This is a genomic window from Pseudomonas sp. B414 (assembly GCF_055408445.1).
The window spans coordinates 21,268-37,595 of sequence record NZ_JBUZTQ010000043.1; the positions used below are offsets into that span (position 1 = coordinate 21,268).

At 56.2% G+C, this 16,328-nt stretch carries 10 protein-coding genes and 1 tRNA gene; 1 reads left to right on the forward strand and 10 read right to left on the reverse strand.

Translation table 11 applies throughout. The features are described from left to right. Window positions 1-12 precede the first annotated feature (12 nt). Window positions 13-639 (forward strand): alanyl-tRNA editing protein, encoded by a 627-nt coding sequence (locus ACZRMH_RS23205; protein WP_464015458.1) that lies wholly within the window; start codon window positions 13-15, stop codon window positions 637-639. On the opposite strand, the gene ACZRMH_RS23210 is transcribed toward ACZRMH_RS23205, so the two are convergent. From ACZRMH_RS23210 to ACZRMH_RS23255, 10 genes are all read right to left on the reverse strand, one after another. Continuing rightward, window positions 636-5,396: a dermonecrotic toxin domain-containing protein gene (locus ACZRMH_RS23210; RefSeq protein WP_464015459.1), complete on the reverse strand. Its 4,761-nt coding sequence runs from the start codon at window positions 5,394-5,396 to the stop codon at window positions 636-638. The two genes, ACZRMH_RS23205 and ACZRMH_RS23210, sit on opposite strands and share 4 nt — an antisense overlap. Window positions 5,397-5,518: 122 nt before the next feature. Continuing rightward, window positions 5,519-10,213, reverse strand: a complete 4,695-nt coding sequence (locus ACZRMH_RS23215; protein WP_464015460.1) for a dermonecrotic toxin domain-containing protein — start codon at window positions 10,211-10,213, stop codon at window positions 5,519-5,521. A gap of 112 nt (window positions 10,214-10,325) precedes the next feature. After that, window positions 10,326-11,156: a quaternary amine ABC transporter ATP-binding protein gene (locus ACZRMH_RS23220; RefSeq protein WP_464015461.1), complete on the reverse strand. Its 831-nt coding sequence runs from the start codon at window positions 11,154-11,156 to the stop codon at window positions 10,326-10,328. After that, on the reverse strand, window positions 11,153-12,004 hold the full coding sequence (locus ACZRMH_RS23225; protein WP_464015462.1) for an ABC transporter permease: 852 nt from the start codon (window positions 12,002-12,004) through the stop codon (window positions 11,153-11,155). Before ACZRMH_RS23225 ends, ACZRMH_RS23220 begins: the two co-directional genes overlap by 4 nt. A gap of 21 nt (window positions 12,005-12,025) precedes the next feature. After that, entirely contained in the window at window positions 12,026-13,048 is a 1,023-nt protein-coding gene (locus ACZRMH_RS23230) for an ABC transporter substrate-binding protein (protein WP_464015463.1), read from the reverse strand. Then, complete coding sequence (locus ACZRMH_RS23235; protein WP_464015464.1) at window positions 13,045-13,593, reverse strand: sigma-70 family RNA polymerase sigma factor; 549 nt, start codon at window positions 13,591-13,593, stop codon at window positions 13,045-13,047. The genes ACZRMH_RS23230 and ACZRMH_RS23235 overlap by 4 nt, the downstream gene beginning before the upstream one ends. Before the next feature lie 129 nt (window positions 13,594-13,722). After that, window positions 13,723-14,514: a phosphate/phosphite/phosphonate ABC transporter substrate-binding protein gene (locus ACZRMH_RS23240; protein ID WP_464015465.1), complete on the reverse strand. Its 792-nt coding sequence runs from the start codon at window positions 14,512-14,514 to the stop codon at window positions 13,723-13,725. Between the two features lie 18 nt (window positions 14,515-14,532). Continuing rightward, on the reverse strand, window positions 14,533-15,474 hold the full coding sequence (locus ACZRMH_RS23245; protein ID WP_464015466.1) for a fatty acid desaturase: 942 nt from the start codon (window positions 15,472-15,474) through the stop codon (window positions 14,533-14,535). A 137-nt stretch (window positions 15,475-15,611) separates the two neighbouring features. Continuing rightward, window positions 15,612-15,914 carry a DUF3955 domain-containing protein gene (locus ACZRMH_RS23250; protein WP_464015467.1) on the reverse strand — a complete coding sequence of 101 codons (303 nt, stop codon included), beginning with the start codon at window positions 15,912-15,914 and terminating at the stop codon, window positions 15,612-15,614. A 315-nt stretch (window positions 15,915-16,229) separates the two neighbouring features. Next, window positions 16,230-16,305, reverse strand: a tRNA-Gly gene (locus ACZRMH_RS23255). Window positions 16,306-16,328 lie beyond the last annotated feature (23 nt).

Genomic DNA, 16,328 nt, shown 5'->3' on the forward strand with positions numbered 1-16,328 from the left:
CAGGACACTGCAATGACCCAACGCCTGTTTTTTACCGACGACGCTCTGACTGCCGACATCAACGTGATCAGTTGCATTCCCCATGACGACGGATTTGCCGTCACCGTGCAGGCGACCCCATTTCACCCGCAAGGCGGCGGTCAACCGTGCGACTTGGGCCAGATCGGTGACAGTGAAGTGCTCAAGGTGCTGCAGGAGCCAGACAGCATCGTGCATTACGTCAAACAGGCCGTAGCCCTGGGCCCCGCCTGTGCCCGAGTGGATGCGCCCCGCCGGCACCTCAACGCCCGGTTACATAGTGCCGGGCATTTGATTGGCGTGGTCGGTGAGCAGGCCGGCTGGGTGCCGGCCAAGGCCCATCATTGGCCGGGCGAGTGCCGGGTCAGCTTCACCCCCGGCGATAACGCCCAGCCGCTGGAAGCGCCAGCCATCGAGCAACAGCTTGAGCGCTGGATCAAGGCCGATTTACCGCGCCAGCTCAACCTCGACCCTCAACAGCGCATCGTCGGCTTTGGCGACTTGCCGGGCTATCCGTGCGGCGGCACTCATGTGCGCTCGCTGGGAGAGTTACACGCGGTCAGTGTGCTGTCAGTGAATCTGAAAAAAGGCGTGCTCACAGTTCGCTATCAACTGGACTAAGGCTTTTCGGGTGCCTTGGCGTCCTTGGGTACATGCATAAACACCCGAATTGCCAAATCGCTATCCATCTTCGCCCGGTACACCGCAATATAGTCGTCAGGGTTTTTGGCCTTGGCATACAGAGCCTTTTCGCTCAAAAAACGCTGGTCTGCGAATTTCAAATGCGCCACTTCGAAGTCGTGCGGTGCAGTGCCCTGAGCCTTGTAGTGAATGTGGGCAAACCATAAAGGGCTGCCATCACGGTCCTTGATACTGAACTCTTGCAGCCAGTCCTTGCGCTGCCCCTTGGACAGATGCCGACGACGTCCTTCAGCCGCGATAATTACCTCCCCCTGAGCCTGGAGATATTCAACTCCGGCGCCAGTGGGAGGCAGTTTTTTGATCCGACTGATCCGTAATGCCCGTCCTTCGGAGCGCAAACGGTTGGCGCCTGCCTTAAGTTCGTGGCTCAAGGTAGGAGTAGCAGCCTTGTCTGCCTGTCCCAAGGCAATAAATTCTGCACTTTGTGCGGCCACCACCTGATCCATTTTCCGGGCAATATCTTCCAGCGAGCGAGCCTTGTATTCGAGAATTTCCTCAAGCTCAACCGGGATTTTCGAGGTTGCCGCCCGCGCCCTGTTCTCCAGGATCGCGCTGTCGACTCGCGCCAGTAAAGCCCTGCCGTCCAGCATCAGCTTGGACAGGCTCATATTTTGCGAAATAAGCGCCGGGATAAGGGACGGTGTGCGCGAGGGGCTGACAGGCTCCCATTCCCCGCTGTCACTGCGCCGGTAGGCGCTCAAAGATCGACGCCTGCCACTGCCCTGCGCCTCCCCCACCTCGACGACTTCATCAGTTGCGCCCGCAACAGGCGCTCGAGCCACACCAGCCAGGGTAGTGTTATCGGTTGTCTTGAACAGCTTTTGCCGCGACTTGCCAGCCGAATGCTTGCTGCGTACCGGCTTCATCAACCGGCTGGGGCCCGGTCTCGGTTCATCCAGCTCCGAGGAAGAGCTTTCAGATTCGCGAATGACCATGGCCAACTGGTTTTGCGCAAACTCACGCAAATGCGTAACCACCTCGCCAAGCGCCGGCAAAAACTCATTTCTGAAGTTGTCCGAATTCAGTGCTTGCAGGTTCAGGCAAATACTTTCGACTTCGTGATAGCGCTTGATCGCGCCTTCAAGCAAAGAAAAGTGCTCCGCAGCATAGCCCTCCCCTTCCCGACGCAGGCTGATTTGAGACCAGGCAAATTCGATAAGCGACATGCCACTGATCACGCTGAATGCATGTTGTTCCTCAACGGTAACACCAGGGGAGTCTTTTTTAAGCACCAGCTCACACAAGGTTTCGAGATAACGCACAGCCCAGTTGTGGGAAAATAAATCACGCATGGGGAACTGCAACAACGTCAACAGTTCACTGCCTCTGGGCAGTGATTCCTTGCGAATCTGGTTTGTGACTTCAAGTTGATGGTCAGTTTGCTTGAACAGGCGCTTTTCCAGCGGTTCAATCATTTTTACCTGCTCGATCCATTGCAGATAAGGCGCACTATCGCCCGCCTTGATCGCCTCCATCGCTCTTGTTCGGGCTTCGAAGTACTTCTCACTGGACTCTCCCATCGGGAGCGTGTGGAGTTGTCTCTCAAGATAATCGTGCAACTTTAAAGAACGGCGACCCAACTGAGCCCAACCCTCCTGGATTTTTTTTTGAACGCCCGGGACCGAGAAAATCTCCTCGATCCTGGCCATCAGGTTCAGCTTCTCCCGAACGCTGGCTGACCAGGCTGCAAGGTCTGTTTCATAGCGGCTGATAAAATCGGGGCGCAAGTCGCCGCCCCGATCCAGCAGACTCTCTGTCACCGTCAACGGGATTTCTTGACGATCACCTTGAAGCTTCAATTGGGCCATCCGCACCATAAGCTCATCCATGACTTTGAGTTTTTCTTCACGAGCCTGCTCAAGGCGTTTTTTCGGGCTGCCGCCGCGCAAACCCAAACGCAAATCCAGATGCCACTGCCCCGGCTGATCACTGCGCAAGCGCGGGCCTAATCTTTCTGGCTGCCTGGCATCCTGAATCACCAATCCCTCGACCGAGCGGGTGACGCGATAGGCTTTGCCATTGAGTTGTACGTAGGTTTTATCCTGATATTTGACCAGCCCCTGCAGCGCCCCCTCTTCGATTCGTTGCCCCCGTGTCAGGTCGACATCCACTTCAAAGGTCTGCAAGCGCGTACGCTGAGTTTCAGTCAATGCCTGGGCCGGGCTAAACCATGAAAAATCCAGAGCCGAATACTGCACCGCGGTACGGGAATCACTGTCAGGCAGCTTTTGGGCTGTCAGCGCCCTGGCGGGTGGTAGCTCGGCAGGCTTTTGCGGTTGATCGTCAAAAATCGTGAAAACCGGTTCATCGACAGGCACTTTCACACGCAGTTGATCATTGCTGTGAGCCATGGAATTCAGGCTCTCATGCATGAGCGCCTGACTGATATTGAACAGCAGGTCTATCACCGTTTGCGTAAAGGCTTCTTTATCCCCCTCCTGAAGCGCCAGCAGGCCCGACTTCAGACTTACCAGGGTCTGGAAGAGCCAGGCAGCTTGTTGCCAGGGGCCGGTGATAAAAAACGTCAGACCATTGAACAGTGTCCAGGCACATTGCTTGAACAGATTCCAGCGCCGCTCTGAGCGGGACACCGTATGCCGGTCGACCAGGGTTACCAGTGCTTCGGCATGGGCATCAAACATTGCTTCAACATAATCACCCTGCAGATGCCGGGTACTCAGCACCGCCGGGCTGCGTGGCAGCAAGCGCAGAAACCCTTCCTGCAACACACCGTCCAGATGCGGCCGTTCAAAACCGCCGTCGATGTAATAGCCACGGGAAAAATCGTCCAGCCATGCCAGCACCAGGGTTTGCAACTCGCCGGGCTGTTTGATGGCGGCCATCAGTGCAGCCCAAGTCGGGTACTCCCACAGAGGCTCGCGAGCGAAAGGCGCGTAAAGAATAAACGGCCCCGAATCAACTTCGCAGGCACCAAAAACAAACATATTGGCAACAAAATCAGCGGATGCACCCGCATAGGCATAAAAGCCCAAAGGCCGCACACACCCGTGGCCGCTGGCCGCAGATACGGGTGCATCCGTGCGCAGCATGCGTTCAAGCAGGTGCCAGCCTGCTTCGGTAAAGCCGCACCGCCCCCTGATCTTGTTTTCCAGAGCCAGCAGAGGCAATTGAATACTCAACTGGGTTTTATACAGGGCCAATCGGCCAGCTGACTCGGCGGCGTTATCGACCAGATTATGTTTAAGCAGTTCGATGTACCGATTACCAATATCCAGCTCGTCCACCAGACTCTTCAGGAAAGCCACGCTCAACCAGTCTGGCAACGAACGCCCTTGCCGATCCAAAACTGCCATCAGCGTTGAGGGCTTGCCTCCGATGTAGGTCAGGGCGAACTCGATCAGTGACTGGGTTGTTTGAGAAACCTGCCCATACTCAATATTTTCAATCACCACCTCGTCGATATCGATATGTGCCACATCCACCGCAGGCTGCGGATGTTGCAACTTGATTGCGGCCGCCAGCAGTTGCTCGGCAAAAACGGGCAACGCAACCATACCTTCTAGAAACGTCTGCCCCTGAGTCTGTGCCTGCCAAATGACCTGCCTGATCATCAACTGGCTGTAAGCCCGCTGATTTTGCGGGCTTGCCTGGTTCAACCAGGCAGGCAACCTGGACATGACGTGTTCATAGTAAGAGCGCCGATGCTGGCTTAAAAAAGGGAACACCGAGCCAGCATCATCGAGCGTGTTTACCAGCCGCTCCACGCTCCAGCGATCTGCCTGCGCCTGCAAGCCTGTATCGGCAATATCATCAATCATTTTATCCAGCAGGGTCAGCGCCAGAGCTGTAAAGACATGCCCTTGCGGTTCATGCAGGCTCCAGTTGAAGGTGCCTGCCGCACTGATGTCAGCCGCGTACCGACTTAAAGCATTGCCGAACGACTGCAATGAGTCATGCCGCTCGATGCCGTTTTCTTGCGAATAGCTCAAGACCAGTAATTTATCGGGCATTTGCCGTGTCACCAGCAGCATGCCCGGAAGATGAGCACTCTCGATGGCAACCAGATAAGCATGCAAGGGCGTTTCTTCGCTGGTTTGCAAACGCTCAGCCTTATCCGGAAAACTGACCACCACCGTCAGGGCCGCAGCCTGTTCATTTGACAGTTCAACGGCTTGGGTCGAGTCAGGCACGATGCTGTTCAACCCTGTTTGCAAGGCCTGCTTCAGGCACTCAAAAGGGCTGACAGTGCCCGTGGATTTCTCGCTCCAGTATTGAACCAGTGCGTATTGATAAGCCTCCATCAGCAATGCCGAGCAATCGTTGATCATGTTTTGCACCTGCGCCATGTCCACGCTGAGCAGGTGCAGATCCTCGGTATCCGAACATGTGTACAGATGATGAACGCCCGGCATCAGGCGTACCGGCTGAGCGTCGAGATAGCTCTGGATCATCACATCCGCCACAGACATGTAGCGATAACGGGAAGGCTCACTGTCCGCTTCAATCGAGAAAGGGTCAGGAAAAGGGACAGGCTCGGCCAGTTTGAGCTGGCCCACGTCCACATTTATTGACGGGTATTTCTGCAGCCACTGCGCCTTCAACAGTTGAACGGCCACCCCTTGAAAAGTGGGGTGCGGGGCAAACGTGTGGGCAGCAAAGCTGTGCATCAGGTGATAACGGGGCATCGGATCGGGGGTAAAAGCGAGTGTATTCATGGGCTGTCCATTGCGTAGTTCTTCACAGAACGGTTTGCCCCGAGCCGAACGCTCGGGCCAAACCTGATGCTGCGATTAAACCCAATGGAAACTTGGCAAAGGTGGTAACGGGGTATGTACAGCTAAGGCACCGACAAGAAAAGCCGTTGTGCCAGGGCCGGGGCCAGCTTTGCCCGGTATACCTCAATATATTCATGGGCTGTTCTGGCTTTGGCGTAGAGGGCCTGTTCACTCCAGGTGCGCTGCCCGGCCGTTTTCAAATGCGCTGCATCAAAGTTTGCAGGCGCAGTTTCCGGCCCCGCGTAATGGAAATGGGCAAACCATAAGACCTTGCCGTCCTTTTCGTTGATGGCGTACTCCTGAAGGTAATCCTTACGCTGACCTTTGGATAAATGTCGTCTTGGCCCTAGCCGGGTGATGGTGACCTCATCGTGAGTGTGCAAATACTCGACACCCGGCCCGGTTGGAGGCAGCCGCTTGATAATTTGAATACGCAGGCTTCTGCCTTCGGCGCGCAACTTGCCAGCGCTGGACTTAAGCTCGCCACTGAGCGCCAGCAAGACGGTTCTGTGCTCTTCTACCAGCGAATCGCTCCCGGCAGGAGTGGCCAGGACTATCTGCTCGATCTGACTGGCCACATCCTCCATGGATTGAGCCTTGAACGTCAGGATCTCCTCGATTTCCACGGGAATTTTCGAGGTGGCCGCACTGGCCCTGTTTTCCATAATCGTTCGAGTAAAACGCCCCAGTAACATCCGCGCATCGGCTTCAAGCCTGGCCAGGGTTTTGCTGTGGGAGGCCTGTCGGGTTGGCAGGGGGATGCTGCCGAACTCTTCCCACTCCCCGCCCTCGACCAGACGAAACGAGCGGATATGCATACCGTCCAGGCCTTCGGTGATATCTACAATTTCGCTATCAGCCTCTGGCACCGGGTCGCGCTTGATACCCACCAGTGTCTGTTTGCGGGTGGTTTTAATGATCTTCTGCATGGGGTTGGGCAACCTGGCGACAACACTCGTTGCGCCTGCCAACCGGCTAGGGCCGGGCCGCGGCTCATCCGGTTCGGAAGACGAGCTTTCAGACTCACGAATCAGTGTCTCCATCTGGCTTTCTGCAAAGTCGCGCAGATGACCGATCACCTCAATAATGGCGGGCAGGTATTCATTGCGAAAATGCTCGGAGCCCAATTCCATCAAATTGCGGCAGACACCTTCAGCCGAGTGGTATTGCTGGATGGCATTGTCAAAAAAATCCAGGTGCTCATTGCTGTACAACGCATCCAGGTAACGCAGGTGTATCTGCGACCAGGCAATATCAGCCAGCGTGCCCTGCCCAAAGAGATCGAAGGCGAACTGCTCTTCAGGCATCAGGTCGTTCGCATCACGTCGAATCAATAACTCGCTCAGGGTTTCCAGATAGACCGCCCCCCAGTGTCGATCAAAGTACTGCCGACGGCCCGTATCCGTAATGTTATGCAAGGGGCTGTCTTTAGACAGGGGACGTTTCAGGACTTCGGTAATCGCCGCACTTTCGTAGACCGAATTTTTAAACAACCGCGCTTCCATAAGTTGCGCGTCTTTCAATTTCGTCACCCATTGCTCATAGGGAGCCACGTCGCCCTGGTTAATTTTTGTCACCAACTCAAGCAGCTCCGGGATATAGGTGCTGCGGTCATTGCTCACCGGTAATGCGCGCAGCGCATCCTCCAAAATGTTCTGTAACCTGAACAGCTTCATGACCAACTGTATCCACGTCTCCTGGATTGTCTGTTCATAGCCTTCAACAGGTGCCACTTTGTGGTTTTTGCCTTTGACCCTGATCAGTTCCAGAATCCCCTTTCGCCACAAGCCGATTTCCATTTCAAGGCGGTCAAGCAGTGTGGCTTGCCTCTGCGGGTTTTTACGCAGAAGGTCTTCAGTGAGCAACAGCACCGACTCGCGCTGTTTCAGTTCGCTGATCAAACGTTCCTCTTGTGCGACAAGCTCCGCCACTTTCTGGCGTTTATCCTCGCGCAACGCCTGAATACGTTTTTTCGGCCCACCACCACGCAGCCTCAAACGCAAATCCAGGGCCCATTGCCCTGAACTGTTAAGTTCCAGAGGCGGCCCCAACCGCTCGGGCTGTAAATTGTCCTGCAGCACCAGGCTGTCAGCCTGGCGGGTGACGCGGTAGACCTTGCCATTGAGCTGTATAAATGACTTGCCCTGGTGCTGGATCACGCCTTTCAAGGGGCCGGTTTGGATCGGTGTTTCCTGACTCACATCAACGTGAGCGACAAACGTCTCCAGCATGCTGCGCTGGCTCTCGGTCAGCTGTGCCGACGGACCGAACCAGGAGAAGTCCAGCGTTGAAAAGCGGATAAGGTCCTGAGCCGGGATATCGGCTACTTTTTTCTGCTTTAACGGAGTAACTTCCGGCGCTGCTGCCGGTGCCGGTTTTTCTTCATCAGCCAAGGTAAACATCGGCTCATCAATAACAGGCTTGAGGCGCAGCCGGTCATTGGCGGCAGCTTTAAATTTCAACCCCTCGTGCAGTAATGCCAGACTGATATTGAAGAGCAGGTCAATGACTGTTTGCGTAGCGGCCTGCTTGTCACCCTCTATGCTCGCCTGTAATCCGGCCTGAAGGCTGATCAAGGTTTGAAAGAGCCAGGCGGCTTTCTGCAGAGGTCCGCTGACGAAGAACGTCAACCCGTTAAAGACATCCCATGCATAGCGTTTGAGCAATATCCAGCGGCGCTCTGAGCGCGACACGGTCTGCCTGTCCGACAGGGTTATCAGCGCATCGGCATGGGCCCTGAACATCGCTTCGAAGATATCGCCTTGCACATATTGAGTACCTAGCGTGGCCGGGCTGCGCGGCAAGAGTGCCAGAAACCCCTCAACCATTGCGCCTTCCAGGTGCGGTCGCTGAAAACCGCCATCGGCGTAATAACCCCGCGCATCGTCATCGAGCCAGGCCAACACCAGTTCCTGCAATTCATCGGGTTGTTGTATTGCCGTCATCAATGCTGCCCAAGTCGCAAACTCCAGCAACGCATCATCGGCAAAGGGCCGATAGAGAACAAAGGGGCCGGATTGAATGTCCCGTGGTCCGAACACAAACATGTTCGCCACATAATCCGCCTCGGCGCCCTCGTAAGCATGAAAAGCCAAGGGCCTGACACATAACCAGGGCGCCGGTTCAGGCTGGAACAGGCGAGCAAGCATTTGCCAGCCGTTATCGGTGAAACTCGCCTCCCCTCTGATCTTTTTTTCCAGCGCCAGCAGGGGCAACTGGACACTCAGCTGGCTTTTGTACAACGCCTGACGCTGCGCCGACTCCGCCGGGTCATCAATCAGCAGGCGCTTGAGCAATGCAATGTACTGGTTACCGATATCAAGCTCGTTCAGCACGCCTTTTATGTAGCCCGAGGTCAACCAATCAGGCATGGGTTGCCCATCCTGGGTGCTCATCGTCATAAGCCCGGCCGGTTTGCCGCCGATATACATCAGTGCAAATTCCGGCAACGGGATGACCTCTTCCGTCAGCCAGCCCATCTGCAGGCTTTCGATCGACACGTCATGGACATTGATCTGCTGCGCATCCACCGGGGATTGCGGGTAATCGCTTTGGATACGGGCATTGAGTACTTGGGCCGCGTACGCTGGCAACGAAACAATGCCATCCAGGAACGTCTGCCCACGGCTCTGCTTTTGCCCGACTGCTTGAGCGGCCATCAAATTGCTGTAAGCCATTTGATCCTTGTCCGTAGCCTGTTTGAGCCAGGCGGGCAGCTTTGCCATGACGCGATCAAATTCGGGCTGCTCCTGCTGGCTGAAAAAACCGAGCATGGCACCCGCCGTATCCAGCGCCAGCTCCAGCCGACCCACACTCCAGCGCTGCGCCTGAGCGGTTTGGCCCAACAGGGCGATGTGGCGCAACTGCTCGTCCAGCAGGGTCAGCGCCAGCCCCGTAAAAAAATTGCCGTCCGGTTCATGCAGTGACCAGGTAAACAGCGACCCTGCGAGGGTCCCTTGCAAACGCTGGCTCAAGGCCGTACCGAACTGTTGCAGGGAGTCAAACTCCTCCACGCCCTGCGCCTGCGAGTAGCCTATAACCAACTGACGGTCTGCCAGTTGGCGCGTAATCAATGCCGTACCGGGCATCTGAAATCGCACGGTGTCCATTGCCTGCGTGCACTGAATATTGACCAGGCAAGCATGCAGCGGGGTTTCTTCGGTCATCTGCAAGCGTATGGCTTTATCGGGGAAAGCCGTCAGCGCTGTCAGAGTGGCTGCCTGATCATTCGACAGGACCGGCAAAGTTTCAGTAGTCTGAGTGATCATATGCAGACCCACCTGCAAGACCTGCTGCAACCATTGAAACGGGCTGATGGAGGGAGATTTCGCTTGGCTCCAGAAGTGTGCCAGGGCTTGTTGATAAGCCTCGATCACCAGCGGCGCGCAATCATTGACGCGTACTTGTACTTGCGCCATATCAACCGGCAAGGGCTGCGGATGCGGTACTTGCAGGTCGCTGGTCAAGCAATGAAAGCCCTGTACCAGACTCACCGCCGTTGCATCTATATAGCTCTGGATCAGCACATCTGCCAGGGCCATAAACCGGTAATGGCCGGGCTGGCTGGCAAGCGGCTCGGCTATCCAGAGCTCCGCCGTGCCAACTTCAAGAGCCGGGTAGTCGGCCTGCAGCAGATCCTTGAAGAGCCGGGCAATCACACCTTGAAGCGTTGGGCGCAGAGCAAAGTCCTGCTCGGCAAAACTGCTCAGCACCGAATAGCGGGCGAACAAGTCGGGGGTTGTAGATAGTTTTTTCATGACCAGTCCATCGTGTTGAATCACAAGAGAGGGCCTGGCGATGACGTCTGCCAGACCTGATCTTGCAATTCAACGCAATGAAGAGGCGCTAAAGGTGGTAGCGGGGTATCGGCTAGGCGCTGGCTCGACGACGCTGGACAAAGCGATCGACATATTCGTCGGCGGGAGTCAGCAGAATATCCTGCGGCGTACCAACCTGAACCAGCTGTCCGTCCTTGAGGATGGCGATGCGATTGCCGATACGCAGCGCCTCGTCCAGATCATGGGTGATAAAGACGATGGTCTTTTGCAGCGTCCGTTGCAGTTCAAGCAACTGGTCCTGCATCTCGGCCCGAATCAATGGATCAAGGGCGCTGAAGGCTTCATCCATCAGGATGATATCGGTATCGGTGGCCAATGCCCGGGCCAGCCCGACGCGCTGGCGCATGCCACCCGACAACTGATGGATAAAAGCCTGTTCATAGCCGGCAAGCCCCACCACCGAAATCCAGTGTCGCGCCCGCTCATCGCACTGCGCCTGGGTCTCACCGCGCACCTTGAGGCCGTAAGCGACATTTTCCTGCACATTGCGGTGGGGCAGCAGGCCGAAGTTCTGGAACACCATGCTGATTTTGTGCCGGCGAAATTGGCGCAAGGCGGGCATGTCGTACTCAAGGATATTTTCACCATCCACCAGAATCTGCCCGCTGGTGGGGTCGATCAGACGGTTAAGGTGTCGTACCAGGGTGGACTTGCCCGAGCCGGACAGGCCCATGATGACAAACACTTCACCGGCGCGAATCGACAGCGACAGATCATTGATACCGATCACGCATCCTGTCGATGCCAGTATTTCGTCCTTGCTCCTGCCTTCACGGATCAGGGCCAGCACGTCCTTTTCCCGGTTGCCGAACACCTTGAACACGTTGCGTACTTCTATCTTGCTAAGAGCGACTTCAGTCATTGCTCGCCTCCATGCCGGGGTCGGCCATACGCCTGAGTAATACGGTCAATCACCACTGCCAGAATGACAATGGCCAGACCTGCTTCCAGCCCTTTGCCCACGTTGAGGGTTTGAATGCCCACCAGCACATCCTCGCCCAGGCCCCGGGCACCGATCATCGAAGCGATCACCACCATCGACAAGGCCATCATGGTGGTCTGGTTGATGCCGGCCATGATGCTGGGCATGGCCAATGGCAATTGCACACCGAACAATTGCTGCCAGGGGTTGGCACCAAAGGCGTTGATCGCCTCCATCACCTCGCGGTCAACCTGGCGCAAGCCCAGGTCGGTAAGGCGGATCAGCGGCGGTACGGCATAAATCACCGTGGCAAAGATCGCCGGCACCTTGCCCAGACCAAACAGCATCAGCACCGGGATCAGGTACACGAAGCTGGGCATGGTCTGCATGATGTCCAGCAACGGCATCAGCACCGAACGCAGGCGGTTGCTGCGCGCAGCCAGAATCCCCAGGGGAATGCCCAGCAACACCGAAATGACCGTGGCCACCATCATCAGCGCCAGGGTCTGCATCAGCTTGTCCCACAGGCCGACAGCGCCCACCAGAAACAGCAGGCCAACGATGACCAGGGTACTGACGACTTTGCGCGTGGCGTGCCAGGCGATTGCGCCAACGATGGCCAGCATCAGCCACCACGGGGTTATACGCAGCAGGCTTTCAAGGTTGACGATGGCCCACAGCAGCGTGTCGGAGATGTGCCGAAACACATCGCCGTAATTGCTGACCAGCGCATCAACCCCGGTGTTGACCCATCCTGCGATGGAAAACGTCAGATTGTCAGGAAACATGCAGTGCCCGAATTCAGTGGGTTATTTGGATTTGAGCGCAGCATCGACTTTTTCAGCCGCTTGCGGGGTCACCCAGGCATGCCAGATTTGCGGCTGCTCGCGCAGGAATGATTCGGCAGCCTTGCGCGGCTCGGTACGTTTTTCACTCATCTGGGCAAGGGTGGTGTTGAGCAGGTCAATGGGGAAATCGACCTTTTCATAGAACTCGACCAGTTGCGGGTATTGGGCTTTGAACGGTGCCGATACGCCAATGGCCAGTTTTGCCGGTAATGAGCGCGTGCCCTTGGGGTTGGGGTTGTTGACGTCCGCCAGGGTTTTCCAGGCTTCGGCATCAAAGGCCGGCTCTTCAAGCTTGATCAGCTTGTAACGGCCGATCAGCGGGGTCGGTGACCAGTAGTAGAACAATACCGGCTTGCCACGACGAATCGAGGAGCTGACTTCGGCATCCAGGGCCGCGCCAGAGCCAGTGCGGAAGTTGACGAAGTCCTTGTCCAGCCCATAAGCCTTGAGCTTCTGACTGTTGACGATCTCGGAAGTCCAACCGGTGGGGCTGTTGAGGAAGCGACCACGGGTCGGGTCTTCCTGATCGCGGAATACCTCTTTATAGCGAGCCAGATCGTTGACCGACTTCAGGTCCGGGGCCAGTGCCTTGATGCCCTTTTCAGGGTCGCCCTTGATCACGTACTCAGGCACCCACCAGCCCTCACTGGCATTCTTGACGATATCGCCCAAACCGAAGACCTTGCCTTCGGCCTCAGCCTTGACCCACACGGGGCTGCGCCCTGCCCACTCCTCGCCGATCACCTGAATGTCGTTTTTCGCCAGAGCAGCCTCCAGGCTGACGGTGCTGCCAGGCAAGGTGTCCGTGGCTACGCCGTAGCCTTTTTCAGTGATCAGGCGCAGCACTTCGGTAATCAGGCTGCCACTTTCCCAGGTGATATCACCAAAGTGAACGGGAGCGTTCTGGTTATCAGCCAGTACTGGCTGGGTAACAAGTGCTAAGGACAGCAGCGAGCCACCGAGCCATTTTTTTAAGTTAGTCATGCTGATTCTCTTGTTATGGAGGGGCGGGTTGTTGGCTGTGTGGTGTCGAGCAGCCAGCAGCGACTGAGCGCACGGGCCATGTAGTCGCTGACCGAGCGCTGGGAAATCCCCAGCTGCCGGGCGATTTCGGGGTATGTCAGGCCATTGATCCGCGAGAGCACAAAGGTCGTTCTGACCTTGTCGGGCAGGCCGTCGAGCAGTGCATCCAGCATCTGCAAGTCCTGATGAGCCTGTGCCTGCGCTTCAGGCGATGGCGAACAAAGGGGTTGTTGGTGCTGCAAGGTCATCAGATAAGCCCGTTCCACATCCCGGCGACGCCACAGTTGGAAGATCAAACGCCGGGCGATAGTCGTCAACAGTGCGCGCGGTTCGCGGATGACGATCTCTTGCGGAGCACTTAAAAGCTGGGCAAAAGTATCGGCCGCGATGTCTTCAGCGTAGCTGCTGGAATCGAGGTAACGGCACAAACGTGCATGCAGCCACAGATAGTGGGTGCGATAAAGATGGCTCACATGCTCGCGGTGAGCGGTGTCGGCGCCGGACATAAGGGCTCCAGAAAGTAAGTAAAACGATATGTCCGGTGATCCGGTGCGGCGATCCTATCAAATGGCTTTATGCAATTTAAATACTAAAAAAACATTTGCTTATTCGATTAAGCACTTAAAGAATTATTGTCAGGCCAGCACCTCAAAGCCGTATTCAGCTGCTTCCTGCTGATAACCGAGAACCTTCTGATAATCCGCTTCCCTGGCCGGTAAAACTTCCTTCAGACCTAAGGCTGCAGCCACTTGGGGCAATTGCTGCAAGGCAGTATTCATGGCCTCGCGGATGCGCTCTGCCCCGTCGCGACCGGTACTGAGCGCGGTGATGTAAGGCAAGGTCGGGCTGCTGGCGGTACGCGCCACTATCCGCAGCCCGGCGACCTCTGCTGGCGCATAATGGCTCAGGTAAGCGAAAGTCACGCTGTCGATGCAAGCCAGGTCGGCCCAGCCTTCGCGTACCCAGCGCAGGCTCTGCTGATGCGCACCGCTGCTGGCAACCGATGCAAAGAAACGCCCGCCGTGCTGCAGGGGGGCCAGTCGATGGCGAAACAGGTTCATGCCACTGTTGGAGTGCCGGTCATTGATCACTGCGCGGCAGCCCTTGAAGTCTGCGAGCTCAGTATGCGGGTCCGTTGCGCGGCTGACGATAACGCTGCAATGCTCGCCACCACTGCTGTCGGGCCATTCGTAGCGTGGCCTGCCGACCAGTAGCACCTGCCCCTGTAACTGGGTCAACAGCGGGTAACCGCAGGTCTGGCTCAGCAACAGCTCAGGCGACCTGAACAACTCCAGCGAGCCAAGCCCGCTGGCATCACCACGGGTCTGCTGCAAAAGCTCAAGAATTCGCGTCAGCCACTGCTCGTTGGCTGCTCTTACCTGCTCAGGTGCAACGTACATCGCCAATTCGGCATAACTGCCAGACATGGAAGGCTCCTTGTGAATTTAACTGAACGGATGCTGCGGGCTATCAATAGCCTGCACGGAGTGACGGCGAATCAGTTCGCCATACCCCTGAACCACAAATCCGCCGCTGCGCTGCTGCCATTGCTCGCGCCGCGCCCGATACACCCGAGGCATGTAAAACCACGGCAAACCGGGTAAGTCGTGGTGGACCAGATGCAAATTCAAATTCAGGAACAACCAGGTCCAGGGCCAACCAGCCTCGTTAAGCACCGTGCGCTGTTCAGGCTGGACTGCGGGGCGGTGCTCATAGAAGGAGCGGACCATTCCTACAGAAAGAACCGGCACAGTGACCAGAAAAACGTACTGCCAGATTGCTAATTCACTGTAGCGAGCAATAAAAACGAACATCAGCAGCGTGAAAAAACCGTGGGTTAACCACATACGCCAGGCTTGCCGGTCGCCACGACGCAAGCGCTGGAATTCTTCTGCGGCCATGCCGAATAACGCCAATGGCGGCCCCAGCAGCAAGCGGCCCGGCACCGTCTTGTTCAACCACAGCAAACCGCGCAGCAGCTTCGGGCTGCCTTGCCAGTGAGCCTGGCTCAAGTAGCGGCTTTCGGGATCGACACCGGGCAGGGTCAGGTCATGATCACGGTGATGCTGTAAATGGCTGTCGCGATACAGGGTGTAGGGATACCACAGCGCAAAAGGCGCATAGCCCAGCACCTTGTTGAGCCAGTTCCAGCGGGTGGGGTGGCCGTGCAGCAACTCGTGCTGCACCGACATCCACAACACCACCACGGGAATCAGCAACACAATGGTCCAGCCCGCGCCAAGCACCGGACTGCCCAGCAGCAAGGCGAACCAGGCACCAGGCACGGCGATCAACAATAACCAGGTAGGCCATTGGCTGCGACCGGTAAAGGTGCGCGACAAGGCCTGGATATCCCGTTGCTGGGCGCTATCGAAGTAATGCGACATCTGAAGAACTCAAAACAGGTTTGAATCCTTGTGTGGCGCGAGTCGCACTTTTCTTGCAGATCGATTGGTTATTAGCTTAGAGCGGTGGCTCTGCCCGTACCGCCAACCCCGTAGCCAGGTGGTGGTCTCTACAGGTATTAACGGGACTTTGTAAAATTCAGGGCCAGATCAAATACTGCCAATATGACCGCGGAAAAAAGAAAGAAATAGCTGACAGGAATAAGCCAGAACAGTGGTTCATAAAGCAAACCGCTGGCGTCAATCCGGCTGGTACTATCTGCAAACAGGACCACGGCTATAAAGCCCGCGATAAACAGGCATAGGGATAAAACCCAGAACGTGCGCAGCAATTTTCTGCGCCTGGATAATTTGTGACCCGGGGGTGGGCTTTGTGGCTCTGCCGTGGCGTCTGCATGGCCAAACTCAGGCTGATTAGTCATATTCGTGATCTCGTGATTGCACTTGCCTTCTGCATCCTCGCGCACATGATCTGTGGCCACAAGATACTGGCAACGCTGCCAGCACTGTCTCTTAACGTCGGGACAAATGCATTAAGCGCAACACTAGGCGATACAATTGCGCACTGCACCGATACTGCGCAATTTCTGCGCAACATCACTTGCACTTTTGATCAACTGGTTGCCAGCCTGACATGGTTCGAGTTCAGGCTGAGAAAATCGCAGACACAAAAAAAGCAGCTCTAAGGCTGCTTTCTATGTGTTTTTTGAAACTGCGTAGCTCCAAAAAACAAAATTTGGAGCGGGAAACGAGACTCGAACTCGCGACCCCGACCTTGGCAAGGTCGTGCTCTACCAACTGAGCTATTCCCGCAATAATGGCGTCCCCTAGGGGAC